Source organism: Aliirhizobium cellulosilyticum, from assembly GCF_014198105.1.
Lineage (GTDB): Bacteria > Pseudomonadota > Alphaproteobacteria > Rhizobiales > Rhizobiaceae > Neorhizobium > Neorhizobium cellulosilyticum.
On sequence record NZ_JACIGW010000001.1, the window covers coordinates 18,003 to 35,988 of the forward strand.

The 17,986-nt window shown below is 60.7% G+C and carries 15 protein-coding genes; 7 read left to right on the top strand and 8 right to left on the bottom strand.

Annotation, left to right across the window (positions count from 1 at the left end; all coding sequences use genetic code 11):
* Window positions 1-15: 15 nt before the first annotated feature.
* On the top strand, window positions 16-1,338 hold the full coding sequence (locus GGE33_RS00065) for an NAD(P)/FAD-dependent oxidoreductase (protein WP_183820767.1): 1,323 nt from the start codon (window positions 16-18) through the stop codon (window positions 1,336-1,338).
* 120 nt (window positions 1,339-1,458) lie between these two features.
* Here GGE33_RS00065 and GGE33_RS00070 read toward each other — a convergent pair whose 3' ends face one another.
* Window positions 1,459-2,463, bottom strand: a complete 1,005-nt coding sequence (locus GGE33_RS00070; protein WP_183820768.1) for a 1-aminocyclopropane-1-carboxylate deaminase/D-cysteine desulfhydrase — start codon at window positions 2,461-2,463, stop codon at window positions 1,459-1,461.
* Window positions 2,464-2,636: 173 nt separating this feature from the next.
* Between GGE33_RS00070 and GGE33_RS00075 the strand changes: the two genes are divergently transcribed.
* Both GGE33_RS00075 and GGE33_RS00080 read left to right on the top strand, forming a co-directional pair.
* The gene (locus tag GGE33_RS00075; RefSeq protein ID WP_183820769.1) at window positions 2,637-4,481 is read left to right on the top strand and encodes an ABC transporter ATP-binding protein; all 1,845 of its coding nucleotides are present in this window, start codon (window positions 2,637-2,639) and stop codon (window positions 4,479-4,481) included.
* Between the two features lie 24 nt (window positions 4,482-4,505).
* Entirely contained in the window at window positions 4,506-5,207 is a 702-nt protein-coding gene (locus tag GGE33_RS00080) for an SDR family NAD(P)-dependent oxidoreductase (RefSeq protein WP_183820770.1), read from the top strand.
* A 46-nt stretch (window positions 5,208-5,253) separates the two neighbouring features.
* On the opposite strand, the gene GGE33_RS00085 is transcribed toward GGE33_RS00080, so the two are convergent.
* The 6 genes from GGE33_RS00085 to GGE33_RS00110 are packed head-to-tail and all read right to left on the bottom strand — an operon-like array spanning window position 5,254 to window position 11,684.
* Window positions 5,254-6,075 (bottom strand): sulfurtransferase, encoded by an 822-nt coding sequence (locus GGE33_RS00085; protein WP_183820771.1) that lies wholly within the window; start codon window positions 6,073-6,075, stop codon window positions 5,254-5,256.
* 25 nt (window positions 6,076-6,100) lie between these two features.
* A complete protein-coding gene (locus GGE33_RS00090; RefSeq protein ID WP_183820772.1) occupies window positions 6,101-7,084 on the bottom strand; it encodes an ornithine cyclodeaminase in 984 nt (327 codons plus the stop codon).
* Window positions 7,081-8,430: a M20/M25/M40 family metallo-hydrolase gene (locus GGE33_RS00095; protein WP_183820773.1), complete on the bottom strand. Its 1,350-nt coding sequence runs from the start codon at window positions 8,428-8,430 to the stop codon at window positions 7,081-7,083. Before GGE33_RS00095 ends, GGE33_RS00090 begins: the two co-directional genes overlap by 4 nt.
* A complete protein-coding gene (locus GGE33_RS00100; RefSeq protein WP_183820774.1) occupies window positions 8,427-9,347 on the bottom strand; it encodes an ABC transporter permease in 921 nt (306 codons plus the stop codon). The genes GGE33_RS00095 and GGE33_RS00100 overlap by 4 nt, the downstream gene beginning before the upstream one ends.
* A 3-nt stretch (window positions 9,348-9,350) precedes the next feature.
* Complete coding sequence (locus GGE33_RS00105) at window positions 9,351-10,190, bottom strand: ABC transporter permease (RefSeq protein WP_183820775.1); 840 nt, start codon at window positions 10,188-10,190, stop codon at window positions 9,351-9,353.
* Window positions 10,191-10,196: 6 nt separating this feature from the next.
* Window positions 10,197-11,684, bottom strand: coding sequence for an ABC transporter substrate-binding protein (locus GGE33_RS00110; protein ID WP_183820776.1), 1,488 nt, complete (start codon window positions 11,682-11,684; stop codon window positions 10,197-10,199).
* A gap of 166 nt (window positions 11,685-11,850) precedes the next feature.
* On the opposite strand from GGE33_RS00110, the gene GGE33_RS00115 reads away from it, so the two are divergent.
* The 4 genes from GGE33_RS00115 (at window position 11,851) to GGE33_RS00130 (ending at window position 17,049) form a co-directional block, all read left to right on the top strand.
* The gene (locus GGE33_RS00115) at window positions 11,851-12,543 is read left to right on the top strand and encodes an FCD domain-containing protein (RefSeq protein WP_206823805.1); all 693 of its coding nucleotides are present in this window, start codon (window positions 11,851-11,853) and stop codon (window positions 12,541-12,543) included.
* Window positions 12,544-12,564: 21 nt separating this feature from the next.
* A complete protein-coding gene (locus GGE33_RS00120; RefSeq protein WP_183820777.1) occupies window positions 12,565-14,844 on the top strand; it encodes a molybdopterin guanine dinucleotide-containing S/N-oxide reductase in 2,280 nt (759 codons plus the stop codon).
* 258 nt (window positions 14,845-15,102) lie between these two features.
* Entirely contained in the window at window positions 15,103-16,152 is a 1,050-nt protein-coding gene (locus GGE33_RS00125; RefSeq protein ID WP_183820778.1) for a P1 family peptidase, read from the top strand.
* Between the two features lie 30 nt (window positions 16,153-16,182).
* Window positions 16,183-17,049, top strand: a complete 867-nt coding sequence (locus GGE33_RS00130; protein WP_183820779.1) for a D-amino-acid transaminase — start codon at window positions 16,183-16,185, stop codon at window positions 17,047-17,049.
* Window positions 17,050-17,098: 49 nt separating this feature from the next.
* On the opposite strand, the gene GGE33_RS00135 is transcribed toward GGE33_RS00130, so the two are convergent.
* The gene (locus GGE33_RS00135) at window positions 17,099-17,983 is read right to left on the bottom strand and encodes a LysR substrate-binding domain-containing protein (RefSeq protein WP_183820780.1); all 885 of its coding nucleotides are present in this window, start codon (window positions 17,981-17,983) and stop codon (window positions 17,099-17,101) included.
* Between the last annotated feature and the right edge of the window lie 3 nt (window positions 17,984-17,986).

Sequence of the window (17,986 nt, forward strand, 5' to 3'; positions counted from 1 at the left end):
ATTGAGGCAAAGGCCATGTCACTTTCCATTCCCGTTTCTCCTTTTCAAGGCGATGCCAAACTGCCGGCGCATGCCGATGTCGTCGTCATCGGCGGCGGCATTATCGGCATCAACACGGCGCTGACGCTGGCGGAGCGCGGCGTCTCCGTCGCGGTGGTCGAAAAGGGCGTGATTGGCGGCGAGCAATCGGCGCGCAACTGGGGCTGGACACGCCAGATGGGTCGCGATCCGGCGGAAATTCCGCTGACCATGGCAAGCCTGCGTTTGTGGTCGCAGATGAACGAACGCACCGGCGAGGAAACCGGCTGGCGACGCACCGGCATCACCTATCTCTGCTACAACAAGCGCGACATGGAGATCTGGGGCGGCTGGTATGAAAAGGGCAAGGCGTACGGGCTGAACTCCGAAATGCTGACCGGCCCGCAGACCGAGGCGCTGCTGCCGGGGTCGTCGGGCGGTCTTATCGGCGGTCTTCACACGCCGAGCGACGGGCGTGCCGAACCGGCACTGGCGACGGTTGCCATGGCGAATGCGGCAAGACGCGCCGGCGCTCACATCCTAACGCAATGTGCCGCGCGTGGTGTCGAGCGCTCGGCGGGTAAAATCTCCGCCGTCGTTACCGAGCGTGGTCGGATTACCTGCTCGTCTGTCGTGCTGGCGGGTGGTGTCTGGTCGCGGCTGTTTGCCGGTAATATGGGCATCGACTTTCCGCAGCTGAAGGTGATGGGCACTGTTGCCCGCGTCACCGGTATCGAGGGTATTTCCGACATGCCGGTCGGCGCCGGTGATTTCGCCTATAGAAAGCGTCTGGATGGCGATTATTCGGTGGCGCTACGCAATGCCAATATCGCCAATATCGTGCCGGACAGTTTTCGCCTGTTCTTCGAATATATGCCGTCCTTCGTTCAGACCTGGCGGGAGCTAAAGCTGCGCGTCGGCAAATCTTTCATCGATGAACTGGTGATGCCGAGACGCTGGCAGCTGGACGAAAAGACGGCCTTCGAGACGATCCGCACGCTCGATCCGCTGCCGACAAAATCCTTCAACCGCAAGGCGCTTGCCAATCTCGCGCGCGCCTATCCGGCCTTTGCCAAGGCGCGCGTCGTCAACGAATGGGCGGGCATGATGGATGTGACGCCGGATGCCGTTCCTGTCATCAGCGATGTGCCGTCGACGCCGGGCTTCTTCATCGCCTCCGGTTTTTCCGGCCACGGGTTCGGCATCGGGCCGGGTGCCGGCCATTTGATGGCTGATATCGTCATGGGCGGCGATACGCTGGTCGACCCTGCGCCATTCAACATTTCGAGACTTCGTCCGAAGCTGGCGATTGCCGCCTGATCAGCAGGCGCTTTGTTTCTCCCGTCAGGGCAAAAAAGACCCCCCATACGCGTTCGGGCAATATGGGAGGTTTAGTTGGGGAGGGGTGTCCGGCATTAGGTCCGGTCTGCTGGCTTTGGTTCAGCCAGCGAGATCGCTGGTCAGCAGGCCGGCATAAGGGAAGAGAGCAGGGGAGCCGCCGCAATGGATGAAGAGGACGGAGCTGCCCTTCTCGATGCTGCCCTTCTCGACGCAACCGATGATGCCGGCGAAAGCCTTGCCGGTGTAGACGGGATCGAGAAGCATGCCTTCGCGATTGCCGGCAAGCTTGATGGCCGCATTACCTGCATCCGACGGAATGGAATAACCGGGGCCGATATAGTCGTTCTCGATACGGATATCGTCGGCGGTCCAGCGCTTTTCGAGGTCGAGCAGTTCTGCGCCGGCATTGGCCATCACGGCGATACGTTCGCTGAACGGAACCGCGCTGCCGGTGACGGCGATGCCGACAACTTCGGTCTCGGGCCAATAGAGCGAGCAGCCGATATGCAGGCCGGCAAGCGTGCCGCCCGAACCGACCGGGGCAACGAGATAGCGCGGAGCGGGTGTTCCGGCGGCGGCATATTGTTCGGAGAGTTCCTTGACCGCGTTGACATAACCCATGGCGCCGAGTGCGCTGGCACCGCCGAGCGGGATGATATAGGCCTTTTCGTCCCGTGCCTCAGCTTCTGCTGCATGGTGGGCCATGCGCGGGTTGATCTCGGTGAAATAGGCATCGGGATCGAGGAAATCGATCTCGGCGCCGAAGAGATGGTCGAGCAGGAGATTACCCTGGTAAAGATCCGGGCGATTGCCGCGCAGGACGAGAATGGGCTTCATGCCGTATTTGCGAGCGGCAGCAGCCGTCATGCGGGCGTGGTTGGACTGGTGGCCACCGGTGGTGATGAGCACCTTGACGCCCTGGGCGACGGCATCGGCCATCAGGTATTCGAGCTTGCGCACCTTGTTACCGCCACCGCCGAAACCGGTGAAGTCGTCCCGCTTGACCGAAAGCGTAATTCCAAGCTCGGCGCTCAGGCGCTCCATCTTCTCGATCGGCGTCGGCAGATAGCCAAGGGAGAGCCTGGGGATCGCTTCGAGTTTCATGCAGATTTCCTCTTGAATCACGGGATGCGGCAGGTCGGATGCGACCGGCAATGATCAATGGATATATAATATATCCTATATCGATGCTGGCAAGATGCTTTCATTTGTGGCATGCAATATAAAGAGGCAAATTATTGCCCCGGACCCGAATTTGAGAGAAAAAGGACCCGTCCATGAGCGCACCTGTGATGACCGTGTCGGGCCTGAAAACCTCTTTCCGTCGCAAAGGTGTCTGGCTTCCCGTCGTGCGCGACGTGTCCTTCGATATCCATGCGGGCGAGACGCTGGCGCTGGTTGGCGAATCCGGTTCCGGCAAGAGCGTGACGGCCATGTCGATCATGCGGCTCTATGCACCCGAGACTTGCCGGATCGAAGGATCGGTGAAGCTCGAGGGGCAGGAACTGACGACGCTGCCGGAGCGCAGGATGCGCGATGTTCGCGGCGACCGGATCGCGATGATCTTTCAGGAGCCGATGACGAGCCTCAATCCGTCGCTGACGATCGGCGACCAGATTTCCGAAGTGCTGGTTGCGCATCGCGGCCTATCCCTGACGGACGCGATGAAAGAGACGCGCGGCTTGCTGGAGAAGGTGCGCATTCCTTCCGCCGCCAAGCGCCTCGAAGAATATCCGCACCAGATGTCCGGCGGCATGCGCCAGCGCATCATGATCGCCATGGCGCTTGCCTGCCGCCCGAAACTGCTGATCGCCGACGAGCCGACGACGGCGCTCGACGTGACGATCCAGGCGCAGATCCTCGAACTGATCAAGCTGTTGCAGGAAGAAGAGGGCATGGCCGTTCTCTTCATCACCCATGACATGGGCGTGGTTGCCGAAATCGCCAACCGGACGCTCGTCATGTACAAGGGCGAGGCGATCGAGCGCGGCCAGACCGAGCAGATTTTTGCCGAGCCGCAGCGGGGATATACCAAGGCACTTCTCTCCGCAGTGCCCAAGCTCGGCTCGATGCAGGGCGAGGCAGGTCCGGCCCGTTTTCCGCTGGTGGATGTCGAGACGGGCGTGCCGGTTGCGATGCCACAGGTCAAGGACACCGTGTCTGCCGAACCGGTGCCGCTTCTGCAGGTCAGTGATCTGGTGACGCGTTTCGATATCGGCAGCGGGTTTCTGGGGTCCACATCGGGGCGTGTCCACGCCGTTGAGAGCGTCTCCTTCGATCTCAAAGCCGGAGAAACTCTGGCGCTTGTCGGCGAGTCCGGTTGTGGCAAATCGACGACCGGCCGCACGATCATCCGTTTGCAGGATGCGACGTCCGGTTCGGTGAAGTTTGACGGCAAGGAGATACTCGGCCTGACGGGTGAGGACATGCGCGCCATGCGCCGGCATATCCAGATGATTTTCCAGGACCCGTTCGCCAGCCTCAATCCGCGCATCCAGGTCGGCGATGCGGTGGCCGAACCGCTGCTGGCGCACAAGATCGCATCCGGCAAGAGCGACGCCCGCGACCGGGTGGCGGACCTGATGGTGAAGGTCGGCTTGCAGCCGGATATGGCCAGCCGTTTTCCGCACGAGTTTTCCGGCGGCCAGCGGCAGCGCCTGTGCATTGCCCGAGCGCTTGCCATGGCGCCGCAGATCATCGTCGCGGACGAGGCGGTGTCGGCGCTCGACGTATCGATCAAGGCTCAGGTGATCAACCTGATGCTCGACCTGCAGGAAAACATGGGGCTTTCCTATCTGTTCATTTCCCACGACATGGCGGTGGTGGAGCGGATGAGCCATCGGGTTGCCGTGATGTATCTCGGCGAGATTGTCGAGATCGGCCCGCGGCAGGCGATCTTCGAGAATCCGCAACATCCCTATACAAAGCGGCTTCTGGCTGCCGTTCCCATTCCGGACCCGGCCCGTCGTGGCATTCGCCGTGGTTTGAGCAATGAGGAAATCAAGAGCCCGGTCCGGTCGCTCTCCTATGTTCCGCCGAAGCGGGATTATGTGGAGGTTTCACCGGGACACTTCGTGCAATCCTGGGGCGACGAGTGGGGCAATGCCGCTGCCGCAGCGTGACGTGAACTGGCAGGGAATGAAAGAATGACAGTGTCGAACCGTGTGGCAATGATCAGCGGCGCATCGCGCGGCATCGGTGCTTCGATTGCGGAAAAGCTGCTTTCCGAGGGTTGGGCGGTGAGCCTCGGGGTGAGAAGCCCGGAGGCTTCCGCATTCAAGGACAATGCGAACGCGCTTGTCTGCCGTTTCGATGCGCTCGATCCCGAGAGCGAACGCTCATGGATGAAAGAGACGATCGCCCGTTTCGGTCGTCTCGATGGCCTGGTCCACAATGCCGGGATCATGACGCCGAAGACCGTGCTTGAGGCTGGTGACGATGATTTCGACCTGATCTTCAATGTCAACGTCAAGTCGCCGATGCGGCTGAGCCAATTGGCTTGGCCACATCTCGAAAAGGCACCGAACGGGCGGATCGTGACGCTGGCATCGCTTTCTGGAAAGCGGGTAAAATCCGCGGGCTCCGGGCTTTATGCGATGTCGAAATTCGCGGCCGTGGCGCTCGGGCATGGCCTGCGCCAATGCGGCAAGGAGAACGGTGTCCGTTCGACGATCATCTGCCCGAGCTTTGTCGCGACCGACATGGGCAATGCGCTGGCGAGCCGCGACAGTTCCGAGCTGACCCAGCCGGAGGATATCGCCAAGATCGTGCATATGGTTCTCGAACTGCCGAAGACGGCAAGCATTGCCGAAATCCCGGTCCATTACACCGTCGAAGATTGTTACTGAGATCCGGTGCCGTTTGCCGGGCCGCGTTGTCAGCCCGGCCTGAGGGTCAGACTTCTTCGGCCGGGCCGATTTCGATCGGCAAGGCGGCGTTGCCAGCCCATTCATGCCATGAGCCGACATAGATTTTCAACTTGTCGAAACCTGCGAGTTTCAGGCCATAAAGCGCGGTCGCTGCGCGGGCGCCGCGGTGACAATAGGTGATGATCTCGCGATCCGGCGACAGGCCTGCTTCTTCGGCGATCCGGCGGATTTCTTCGGCCGGGCGGTATTTGCCGTCTTTCAGCACATCCTCGTAAAAGGCGAAATGCGAATGGGGGATGCGACCCGGGCGAGCGCAGCAGGCATGGTGGAATGTGCCTTCGAATTCCGTCTTTCGGCGGACGTCGAAAATATCGGCGTCATGATCCGCGTGGTTCAGCACGTCATCCGTCGAGGCGACGAGTTCGCGATGGAAGCTTAGGCCTTTTGTCTCGGATTGCGCGATGACATCCGGCAAGCCTATTCCTGACGCCGTATCGCCGCCTTCTGCCTTCCAGGCCTGGATGCCGCCATCGAGGATAAGGCCGCCCTTGAGGCCCACGAGTTCATAGAACCAGAGGCCGCGTGGCGAAATCATGCCGGTCTGTTCCTCGAAAAAGACGGGAATACGATCGCCGCCGAGGCCCAGCCGGTCGAAGGCTTCGCGAGCGCCGGCGGCCATGCCGGTTATGCCCGCCTCGTCACTTTCGGGAATGAAATAGTCATAGACATTGAGGCTCACCGCGCCGGGAATGGTGGCTTCGCGCCATGCCGTTTCGGGACGCACGTCGACGGGGACGAATTTGCCTTCTGGCAGCAACTTGATGAGTTCGGCGGCGGTGATGATCATGGCCGGATCCTTTCGGGAATGCGTATCAGATGGACGGCAGAAGAGTGCCGATGTTCAGGTCGTTGGCTCGGGCCAGCACACGGGCGGCAAAGGCGATATCGAAGACGTTGAGACCGAAGCTGGAGAAATAGAGCGATGCGCTTGTCTCCGGCCGCCATCCGTCGAGCAGCAGGGCCGGGAGATCCGCCGCCACTTGCTCGGGCGAAAATTCACCGGCGCGGTACATCTGGAACAGGCTTTTGGCGCTCTTCTCGGCGAAATCGCCCCAGAGATCGACGGTGACGAGATCGGTTGCCGCGATCGTCTCGAACATGACTTCGTGAAAGCCGATCTGCATGATCAGCCGGCCGGGCCGAACGGCGGATCTGCCCAGAAACGGCTGCGGTGAAGACGTGCAGCAGATGACGACATCCGCATCGGCCAGCGCGTCATGCCAATCGGCATGAGGGAGGATGCGGGTGGAGCTACGCCCGGCCTGTTCGATCAGGGGATTGAGGTTTGATCGTGTCCGGTTCCAGAGGTGGATCGCTTCGAGACCGGGAAACAGGGCGAGCAACATGTCCAGATGGGTCTGCGCATGCGCGCCGGCACCAAGCAGCGCAACTGTTCTTATGCCGGCCGGCTTCAGAGACTTGATTGCTGCTGCGGAGACGGCTGCGGTGCGCATGCGGGTCAGGAGTGCGCTTTCGACGCTGCCGACCGGTGCGCCGTCCGATAGGCGGTTGATGATTGTCGTGCTGCTGATGCTCGGCAGGTCGCCGATCGGCTCTGCGCGGTGGACGGTCCATTTCAGACCGGCGGCATCATAAGCGCCGCCGACGAAAGCCGGCAGGCCATAGGCCTTGTTGCGGGGATCGCTACCCAGCGGCATGACGCTTTCGGCGACCATGCCTGCTTCGCCGCTGCGCAAGAGCCGGATCGTGGCGTGGATATCCTCCACGGCCGCCACCCAATCGAGCGCGCCGGCCTCGATTGCATCCTTGCGGGAGAGATGGCGGATGGTGCTCACGCGGCCTCCGGTTCGTCTACGATGTGTTCGAGCCAGAGTGTTATCGACTGAATGAAGCGCCGGAAACCTTTGAGCGTCATGAACTCATCGATGCCATGCGCGTTGCCGCCGCGACCGGCGCCGGCGAGCAGGAAGGAGTTTGCGTGGCGAGCAAATGCATAGGCGGGTGCGGCGCCGATTGCCCAGGGCCAGATCTGCGGCGGGGCGTTGGCGTTGGTCTCGTAGCTTTTCAGAAGGGCCGAGACGCCGGGTGCATTGGCGGCAAAACGGAAGCCGGGATAGCTGTCGGCAACGTTGAGGATCGCGCCCGGCGCCTTTTCGAGCGCCATCCGGTACTGGCCGAGGAAATCGGCCGGGTCGAGCGAGGGCGGTGTGCGCAGTTCGAAAGCGGCACGCGCGCCATGCGGGATGACGCCATCGGATCCAAGCGGCATGGTTTCGAGGCTGGATATGTTGAAGGATGCGGTCGAGAGGACGTGTTCGAGCAGCGCCTGCGCATCGCCTTGCAGCGAGAAGGTTTCGGTGTTGCGGAAGCGCAGTTCGGCTGCCGGATCGAAGGTTTTTGCCAGAAGCGATATTATTCCTGCCGCTTCCGCGTCGATCGCGACCCTTGCCAGTTCGCCGGTTGGCGGCTTGCCGATCAGGGACAGGGCTTCGATCAGCCGGCTTGCGGGATTGGCGATCCACGGGGCGTTGCTGGAATGGATGGCTGTTTTCGGGCCGCCCCATGCGCCGCCTTCGACCCGCACCTCGCCCTTGGCGATGCCGGAAAAGCCGAGATAGACGCGCGGTGCGCCGCCGCCATATTCGCAGAAAGAGGGGAAAATCGCGGACGCGCTTTTGCGTACCGGGCAATCCGGCGCAGCGAGATAGTCGCGCATCGCGCCGCTGCCGCTTTCCTCTTCGCCATCGACGAGGATCTCGACATTGACGCGCAGTTTTCCGGCATCCGCCAGCGCCTTGACGGCGAAAAGCATGCCGACGAGCGGCCCCTTGTTGTTTTCCGCGCCGCGGGCAACGAAGCTTTTGCCAATCCCTTCGAGATCGACGATACCGCCCTTGAACGGATCGACCGACCAGCCTTCAGGTGAGGCGGGCATGACGTCATACATGTTGTAGAGGATGACGGTCCTTTGCGCGCCGACATCGATGCGGGCGTGGATAACCGGCGGACGGCCGTTCGAAGATTCAGCCGAGACGATGCTTGCGCCGAGTTCGCTCTTTAGCCAGCTGACAACCGCATCCGCCTGTCGCGCGATCTGCCGTTCATCGCCCTTGACCGACGGGATTTCGCACCACTCTCGGGTGAGGTCGAGAGCCGCGTCGAAAGTGGCGTCCGAAGTCACAGCCTGATCCTCGGGTTGAGCCAGACATAGGCGAGATCAACGAGGAAGTTGACGATGACGAAGACGGCCGCGGCGAAGAGAACGACGGCCTGAACGACCGGGAAGTCGCGGTTCTGGATCGCCTCGACAGCCAGCCGCCCGATGCCCGGCCATGCGAAGATGATTTCCGTCACCAGCGCGCCGCCGAGAAGCGAGGCGAAATACATGCCCTGCACGGTGATGACCGGGATCAGCGCGTTGCGCAGCGCGTGATGGACGATGATGCGCCAGGACGAGATGCCCTTGGCGCGGGCGGTGCGGATATAGTTTTCGCCGAGTACCTCAATGAGGCTTGCTCTGACCAGTCGTGTGATGGCGCTGAGATAATAGGCGCCGAGCGCGATGGACGGCATGATCAGATGCCAGACCGAACCGATGCCGCTCGATGGCAGCCAGCGCATTTTAAGCGAAAAGAAGATGATCAACAGCAGCGCCAGCCAGAAGACCGGGATGGCCTGACCGAGCAGCGAGATGACGCGGATGGCGAAATCGATGGCGCTGTTTTTGCGCACCGCCGCGATCGTGCCGAGCAGGAAACCGAGGAGAGAACTCCAGACGAGTGCGGTAATGGCCAGAAGTGCGGTTGCCGGCAGGCGTTCGATCAGGAGATCGAGCGCCGGGCGCTGGAAGCGCAGGGACATGCCTAGTTCGCCGGTTACGGCACTTGCGAGAAAGCGGCCATACTGAACCCAGATCGGATCGTTGAAACCCATGGCCTGACGAAATGCCTCGATCTCCTCGCGCGAGGCTTCGGGCGGCATCATCAGGGCTGCCGGGTCGCCGGTCAGGAAGAGCGCGAAAAACACGATGGCCGAGACGCCAAACATGACGACAAGGCCCTGAAGCGCGCGGCCGGTGATAAAGCTCAAGGTCTTCATATTTTACGCATTCCTGCTGTCGGCACGTCGGACGAGCCAGTCACCGATCAGATTGCAGCCGATCACCAGCGCGCCGATAACGAGGCCCGGATAGAGCACCAGCCAGTTGGCAAGCAGGATGAAGGAGCGGCCTTCGCCGATCAGGTTGCCAAGCGTCGGGGTCGGCGGCTGCACGCCAAGGCCCAGGAAACCGACCGAGGCTTCGAGGATGATGAGGCGCGGCAGGTCGAGCGTCATCAGCACCGTGATCGGCCCGACAATGTTGGGCAGGACATGGCGGAAGATGATGACCATGTTGGACAGGCCGATGGAGCGCGAGGCGTCGATATATTCCAGCTCGCGGATTTCGAGCGTCTTGGCGCGGGCGACGCGGGCAAACACCGCCCAGCCGGTAACGCCGAGCACGACGACGAGATTGCCCATGCTCGGGCCGATGACGGCAACGATGAGCAGGATCAGCAGGATGAACGGGATGGCGAGCTGCACATCGACGGCGCGCATGATGATGATGTCGAACCAGCCGCGGTAATAACCGGCGATCATGCCGAGCGTCGTGCCGAGTACGACCGAGATGACCGAGGCGGCAAGCACGATCGACAGCGAGATCGCCGTTCCAAGCCCAAGACGGGCGAGGAGATCCCGCCCGAGCTGGTCTGTTCCCAGGGGATGAAGCTCTCCGCCAATGACGGAGAGCGGTGGCTTGAATGTCGCGGTCAGGGTTCCGCGCACCGGGTCGATCGGCCAGAGGAGAGGCACGAGGACGCAAAGCGCCAGAACCGCGATCAGAAGGAACGTTGCAAATATCGCATCTGCGTTGTCCCTGACATTCCAGAACCGTGTCATGCGCGATTACTGCTTCTTGATGTCGAAGATCGGGATACGGGCGTCCGGGCGTCCTTCGAAGGTGACCGACTTAGCCTTACCGTAAAGGGCATCTTCCTGATAGAGCGGGATGACCGGCACCTGCTCGGCGGCGAGATCCTGGATCTGAGCAAGAACAGCTTCGCGCTTTGCCGGGTCGACGATCGAGCGGCTTTCGTCGAGCAGCTTGTCGAGTTCCGGAATGGAGGCTGTCGAATAGGGCTCGCCGGTCTTGAAGATGGCGTAGACGGCGGCATCCGCATCGAGCGTCTGGGTGGAGCCCCAGCCGAGCATGAAGATCGGGCCCTTGCGCGGAACCTGCTGGGTATAGACGGACCAGTCGAGCACTTCCTGATCGATCTTGACGCCGATATCGCCGAACTGCTGGGCAATCGCCTGGGCGACTTCACTGTCCTTCATGTAGCGGTGGGTGGACTGCATCTTGATCGAGAAGCCGTTCGGCAGGCCGGCTTCGGCCAAAAGAGCCTTTGCTTTTGCCGGATCGTAGGGCGTGACCGGCAAATCCTTGTAGCCGAAATCAGCGGCGCCGACCTGCGTGCCGCGTGGCGATGCCATGCCCTGCAGGATGTTGGTGACGATCGACTGGCGATCGATCGCCATGTTGAGTGCCTGGCGGACCTTGATGTTATCCAGCGGCTTTTCGCTCATCACGAGGCCGAGATAGATGGTGAGACCACCGTTCTTGACCTGGACAAGATCGGTATCCGGGCTGTCCTTGACCATCGGGGCGATATCGACGGGGACGTTTTCGATCAGGTCGACTTCGCCGGTCAGCAGTGCGGTGATACGCGCCGTGCCATCCGGGATTGCGCGCCAGGTCACCTTGTCGATCGACGGCGCGCCGCGCCAGTAATCCTTGTTTGCTTCGAGAATGACGTGCTGGTCTGGAACGAATTCGACGAATTTGTAAGGGCCGGTGCCGACCGGCTTTCGGGCGAAGACGTCGTTGCCGACTTCCTTCACGTATTTCGGCGGCACGATATAGGCGGGGTAACGGCTCATGCGGGTGGGCAGAAGTGGATCGGCGCCCTTGGTCTTGATGCGGACGGTCAGCGGATCGACGACTTCGACGCTTTCGACCGTGCGGATGTAGGAAACGGTCGGGGACTTGGCGGCGGGATCGATGACGCGGTCGATGGTGAACTTGACCGCTTCGGCATCCATCGCCTCACCGTTGTGGAATTTCACGCCGTCGCGCAGCTTGAATTCCCAGGTCGTGTCGTCGATCGCCTTCCACGAGGTGGCAAGGCCCGGGACCAGCTTCATCTCCTTGTCGCGCATGACAAGAGTGTCGAAGATGTTGTCGACGATCGTGGCGCTCTCCTTGAGGAAGCCGGGATCCATCGCGGTGGTCGACGCGCCGCGACCTACGACGATATCGGTCGCCGAAGCGATGGCCGTGGAGATTGGCAGCAGCATGGATGCAGCGAGCGCAATGGCAGCAAGTCTTTTCATGGGGGCCTTCACTTCCTCTGGTGTTGGTATCTGATATCCTGACAATGTATTCGTCAGGGGGCTATTATTATCTGCTAAGATATATGATATATTCTTTGTGGGCAAGATATGGGCATTTTCGATTGAGTGCCAAAAAACGGGCAATTTTTCCAAGGGTGAGGTCTAAGTGAGTACAGCTTTGTTCAATGCGGCTCCCCGAAGGAGCCTGGTTACCCATGTGGAAGACGAAATCCGTGCCGCCCTGATAGAAGGGCGGCTTGAGCCGGGAACCCGGCTCGTCACGAAGGAGCTGGCGGATTCGCTCGGAATGAGCATCACGCCTGTGCGCGAGGCGCTGGTGCGTTTTGCCGCCTCCGGGGTTCTGACGGCAGAACCGGCGCAATCCTTCAGGGTGCCGACGATGACGGTGGAGCAATATTCGGAGATTTCCGAGATCCGCAAATCGGTCGAAGGCCTTGCGGCATTCAATGCAGCGTCGCAGATCACGCCCGACGAGATCGCCACGATGAAGGCGCTGCTCACACGTTATCTCGCGGCAAAGGCCGAAAAGGACCAGCATCTGGCCCTGACACTGAACAAGAAATTCCGTTTCGTGCTGTATGCTGCGGCCCGGATGCCGACGCTTCTCGGGGTGATCGAATTGTTGTGGCTAAGGGCCGGTCCCGGGTTCAACTACCTTTATCCGGAAGTCCAGTCGGGAACAGGAGAACACCACAATTACGACGACCTGCTGGTTGCCCTGCATGAGCGACAACCGGTTGCGGCTCGCGAGGCGATCGAACATGCGATCGAGGATGGCGCGCGGATCGTTATCGAGGCTTTGCAGCGGCGGCAGACACAGCCGGTTCCGGCGAAGTAGGAGAGAAGGCGGACTTCACCAATGGGTAAGACATTCACTGCGGCCCATTGGGGCGTCTATGAAGTGAAAGCCGGTGAGACTGGGCTGAGGCTTGAAGGTTTTGCGCAAGATCCCGATCCGTCTCCGATCGGGTTGCACATGGCTGCAAAAGACCTGACGGATGTGAGGATCCGCAGGCCTTCGATCCGCAAGAGCTGGCTCGAAAAGGGACCGGGTGCCAATCCGCATTTGCGCGGGCGCGAGCCGTTCGTCGAGGTCGACTGGGATACGGCGCTTGATCTTCTGGCGGCCGAACTCGACCGGGTGCGGCGCGAGCACGGCAATGAATCCATCTTCGGCGGTTCTTATGGATGGGCAAGTGCGGGGCGTTTCCACCATGCGCAGAGCCAGGTTCATCGCTTTCTCAACCTGATTGGCGGCTATGTGTCGTCGGTCGACAATTACAGTCTCGCCGCCGGACGGGTGATCCTGCCGCATGCGATAGGCTCCACCGAATTCCTGCTGGATCGACATACATCCTTCGATGTGATGGCCAAGCATACCGAGCTTTTCGTCACCTTCGGCGGAGTGCCGGTCAAGAATGCGCAGATGTCGGCCGGCGGGGCAGGGCGGCACCGCGTGGTGGCCGGTATGCTGGAGATGGAAAAGAACGGCACGCGCTTCATCAATATCGGCCCGGTCTCGGACAATATGCCGGTCGACAGCGAGTGGATTGCCGCCCGGCCGAATACCGATGTCGCGATGATGCTAGGGCTGGCCTATGTGCTTCACATCGAAGAACTGGCGCAGCTGGATTTCCTTAATAGCCATTGTGTCGGATATGACCGTTTTGCAGCCTATCTGACGGGTGAGGCGGACGGGATCGCCAAGACGCCGGAATGGGCCGCCGCCATCTGCGGCATCGATGCCGACCGGATTGCTTCGCTTGCCCGCGAGATGGCGTCCAGCCGAACGATGCTGAATATCTCATGGTCGCTGCAGCGTGCCGTTCATGGCGAACAGCCCTTCTGGATGCTGGTGACACTGGCGGCGATGCTGGGACAGATCGGCTTGCCGGGTGGTGGCTTCGGGGTCGGGTATGGTGCGCTCAATTCCGTCGGACACGACAATGTCCGCTTCAAGTCAGGCGCGTTTCCGCAAGGGGAAAATCCGGTCAAGGCGTTCATTCCGGTGGCACGGATCACCGACATGCTGCTCAATCCGGGCGAGGCCTTCACCTATAACGGCAAGGAGCATCGCTATACGGATATCCGGCTCGTCTACTGGGCGGGCGGCAACCCGTTCCATCATCACCAGGATCTCAACCGCTTGCTGAAAGCCTGGCAGAAGCCGGAGACGATCATCGTCAACGAGCCATACTGGACGCCGACCGCCAAGCTTGCGGATATCGTACTGCCGGTCACGACCCCTCTGGAGCGCAACGATATTGCGTCATCCGGCGGCGAGGATCTGATCGTGGCGATGCACAAGGTTTCGGAACCGTATGCGCAGGCGCGCAACGACTTCGATATCTTTTGCGGACTTGCGCTGCGCATGGGCGTGAATTTTTCCGAAAATCTCGATGAGGAAGGCTGGCTGCGGCGGCTTTATGGCGTGACCTCCGCCAATGCTCGCGAAAAGGGTGTCGAGATGCCGAGTTTCGACCAGTTCTGGCAGGATGGTCTTTTCGACCTTCAGCCCCAGGCACTTCCGGTGGTGATGCTGCAGGATTTTCGTGAAAGTCCCGAAGAGAGCCCGGTTCCGACCCCTTCCGGCAAGATCGAGATCTTTTCCGAGATGGTCGACAGCTTCGGCCTTGATGATTGCCCCGGTCATCCGACATGGTTCGAGCCGCCGGAATGGCTGGGCAACCGGGAGAGCGAGGATCAGTTCCATCTGATTTCCGACCAGCCTGTGCGACGTCTGCACAGCCAGCTGGACGCAAGCCCTCACAGCAAGGCGGGGAAGGTGAAGGGGCGCGAGCCGGTTCTCATCAGCCCCACGGATGCAAAGCATTGCGATCTCAGCGAGGGAGATCTCGTCGAAATCCATAACGAGCGAGGACGTCTGATTTCGGCCGTGGTGATTTCCGACGCGATCATGTCGGGTGTGGTCAGGCTCTCGACGGGTGCGTGGTTCGACATGGATTTTGACCGCAGTCTGGAGCGCCATGGCAATCCCAATGCCCTGACGCTGGATGTGCCTTCGTCGTCGCTGTCGCAGGGATGTAGCGCTCAGACATGTCTGGTCCGGGTTCGCAAGGTCGACGAAGACTATGCGGCCAGCGTACAGGCCTTCGAGCACCCGGAATTTGCGGCCTAAACCATGCGACGATCCCGTCTGCTGGGACTTGGCTCGCAGGTGATCTTGTCTGGCCGGAAGTCACGATGGTGTCCGAAACGGCAGGTGTCTTGAGTATCAGGTGTTTCGGCATTCGCCTGTGCTCACCTGTCAATATGGGGAGTGGTTGCTGTCGGTCATCCTCTTGCAAAGCCGGTCTGAAACTATTCCGTTTTTGTTGTGCCGGTTGGGATCTTGCTGAAGTAATCTTCGGCCAGTCTGAAGACCGGAACCCATTCAATGGTCAGTGAACCTCGTGCGCGCCTGCGTGATCTCGGTATTTCCATCGGCCATTACGAGCCCGGCGCGCTCAACGCGATCACCGATGTCGCGGGCGTTGCCATCGGCCATGTGACCTGCGTCGAAGGTGAACGGACGCGCACGGGTGTGACCGCCATCCTTCCGCATTCCGGCAATCTGTTTCAGGACAAGGTGCCGGCAGCACTCGCCGTATTCAACGGTTTCGGCAAATTCGCGGGTTCGACGCAGATCGCCGAGCTTGGCGAGATCGAAACGCCGATCCTCTTGACCAATACGCTCGGTGTCGGCCGTGCCATCGAGGCGATCAACCGGCATACGCTGGCACAGGCCGGTAATGAGCGCGTCGTGTCGCTGAATGCCGTTGTCGGCGAGACCAACGATTCAAGGCTGAACGATATTCGTGCTGCCCGTCCGACCGTGGACGAGATGGCGGCGGCGCTTGCTGCCGCGAAGACAGGCCCGGTCGAAGAGGGGGCAATCGGCGCCGGTACCGGTACGGTTGCCTTCGGTCTCAAGGGCGGGATCGGTACCAGTTCACGTGTCGCGAAGGCCGGTGGAGCAGCCTATACGGTCGGCGTGCTGGTTCAGTCCAATTACGGCGGCAAGCTTACGGTCGCCGGCAAGCCTTATGAGGCAGAAGGCGCGCATGACAAGGACGGCTCGATCGTGATGATCGTGGCGACTGATGCGCCGCTCTGCTCGCGCAATCTGAAACGGCTTGCCGAGCGTTGCTTTGGCGGGCTGGCGCGCACGGGCGCTGCACTCAGTAACGGCTCGGGCGATTATGCGCTGGCATTCTCCACTGCCGAAGAGGTACGCCGCACGCCGGAGCGCCGCAAGGCGGTCGCGAACTACCCGGTTCTTTCCAATGATATCGTCTCGCCGCTCTTCGAAGCGGTGATTGAGGCTGCCGAGGAGGCGATCCTCAATTCGATGACGATGGCGACAACGACCCATGGCTACAATGCCGGGACGAACAAACCTTCGACCATTCATGCCATTTCTCTCGATGCTCTCAAGCGTCGCTGATCTTTTTCCATACAGCCCAACGGAGTTTCCATGTCCGCCAACGCCCCCCGCATCGTCTACCTGAACGGTGCCTTCCTGCCTGAGAACGAAGCCCATGTGTCTATCTTCGATCGCGGTTTTCTTTTCGGTGACGGTATTTATGAAGTCACGGCCGTGCTGGATGGCAAGCTGATCGACAGCCCGCTGCACATGACGCGTCTGGAGCGCAGCGTGCGCGAAATCGGCGGTCATCTGCCGATCTCGACCGACGAGATCGTTGCCATCGAAAAGCGTCTGGTTGAAGAGAACAAGCTGAACGAAGGCGTGATCTACCTGCAGTACACGCGCGGCGCGGAAGACCGGAATTTCCTCTATTCGGAAAATCTCGAGCCGACGCTGCTGCTTTTTACTCAGGCAAAGACGCTGGAACATGTCGCTGCCGTCGAAAAGGGCCTGAAGGTCAAGGTCGTGCCGGATCAGCGCTGGGAACGCCGCGATATCAAGACCGTATGTCTTTTGCCGCAGGTTCTCGCCAAGCGTCTCGCCAAGGCCGAAGGCTGCGACGAGGCCTGGATGGTTCAGGATGGTTTCGTTACCGAAGGTGCGTCGTCGACCGCCTATATCATCACCAATGACGACAAGATCGTCACGCGTGGCAATGGCAACGCCATCCTGCCGGGCTGCACGCGTCTGGCCGTGCTCGAACTTGCCCGCGAGCAGGGGCTGGCCGTCGAGGAGCGTCTGTTCACCGTCGAGGAAGCCATGGCGGCGCGCGAAGCCTGCCTCACCAGCGCTTCCAACTTCATCGTGCCGATCACATCGATCGACGGCAAGCCTGTCGGTGACGGCAAGCCCGGCCCGATGTTTACGCGCCTGCGCAAGCTCTACATGGATAATGCCCGCCGCACGGCGGTCTAAGCATTTCGTTGTTTCAGGGCGATTCCGGAGATTGGAATTGCCAGGAACATCAGCCGGCGGCCAATGTCTCCCATATGCGTTTGACGATGGGCCGCCGGTTTTCCTTCGAGCGATAGAGGCGGATTTCGACCTCGATATCCCAGTCATTTTCTGCTGCGCGGACAAGTCTTCCGTCCGCCAGTTCCGCATTGGCGAGGCTTTCCGGCATCCATGCCACGCCCCAGCCCGCCAGGGCCATGCTTTTCAGGCCGATGGAATGGCTGCCGACATGGACGCGATTGTCCGTCGGCAGGCGTGTTGCCAGGGCACCGGCCATCAACTGACCGAAGAACGACGTTTTCTGATAGCTTACATGTGCGAAGCCCGCCTCGACCTGATGAAGCGGCGCGCCTTGCTTATTCGGGGCGCTGACGGGGATGATCGTTTCTGCCCCGAGCGTATGATGTTCGAATTGCGGATCGAGCAACATCGGCACATGCAGGTTCTGGTAGGTCAGCAGAAAATCGGAATCACCGTCGATCAGGGAATTCAAATTTTCTTCCATGCTGCCGGAATCCGGCCGCATGTGGGAAACGATCGGTCCGAGCTTGGCGCTAAGATCCGTCAGCCAATCCGGAAAGAAGGTGAAGGACAGCGTGTGGAGCGCCGTCAGCGTCACGGTGCGGGCGTCATTGCCTTCCTCATGCTGCAGATTGCGGCGGGCCTGATAGAGATTTTGCAGCGTCTGCTCGGCGATCGGCACGAAACGCTTGCCGGCTTCGGTCAGGCGTGAAGGATAGGTGGCGCGGTCGATGAGGCTGGTTCCGACCCAGGCTTCGAGCTGCTTTATGCGGCGGCTGAATGCGGATTGGGTGACGTTGCGCTCGTCTGCAGCCTTGGAAAAGTTCAGCGTCTGCGCCAGCGCCAGAAAATCTTCAAGCCATTTGACTTCCACGGC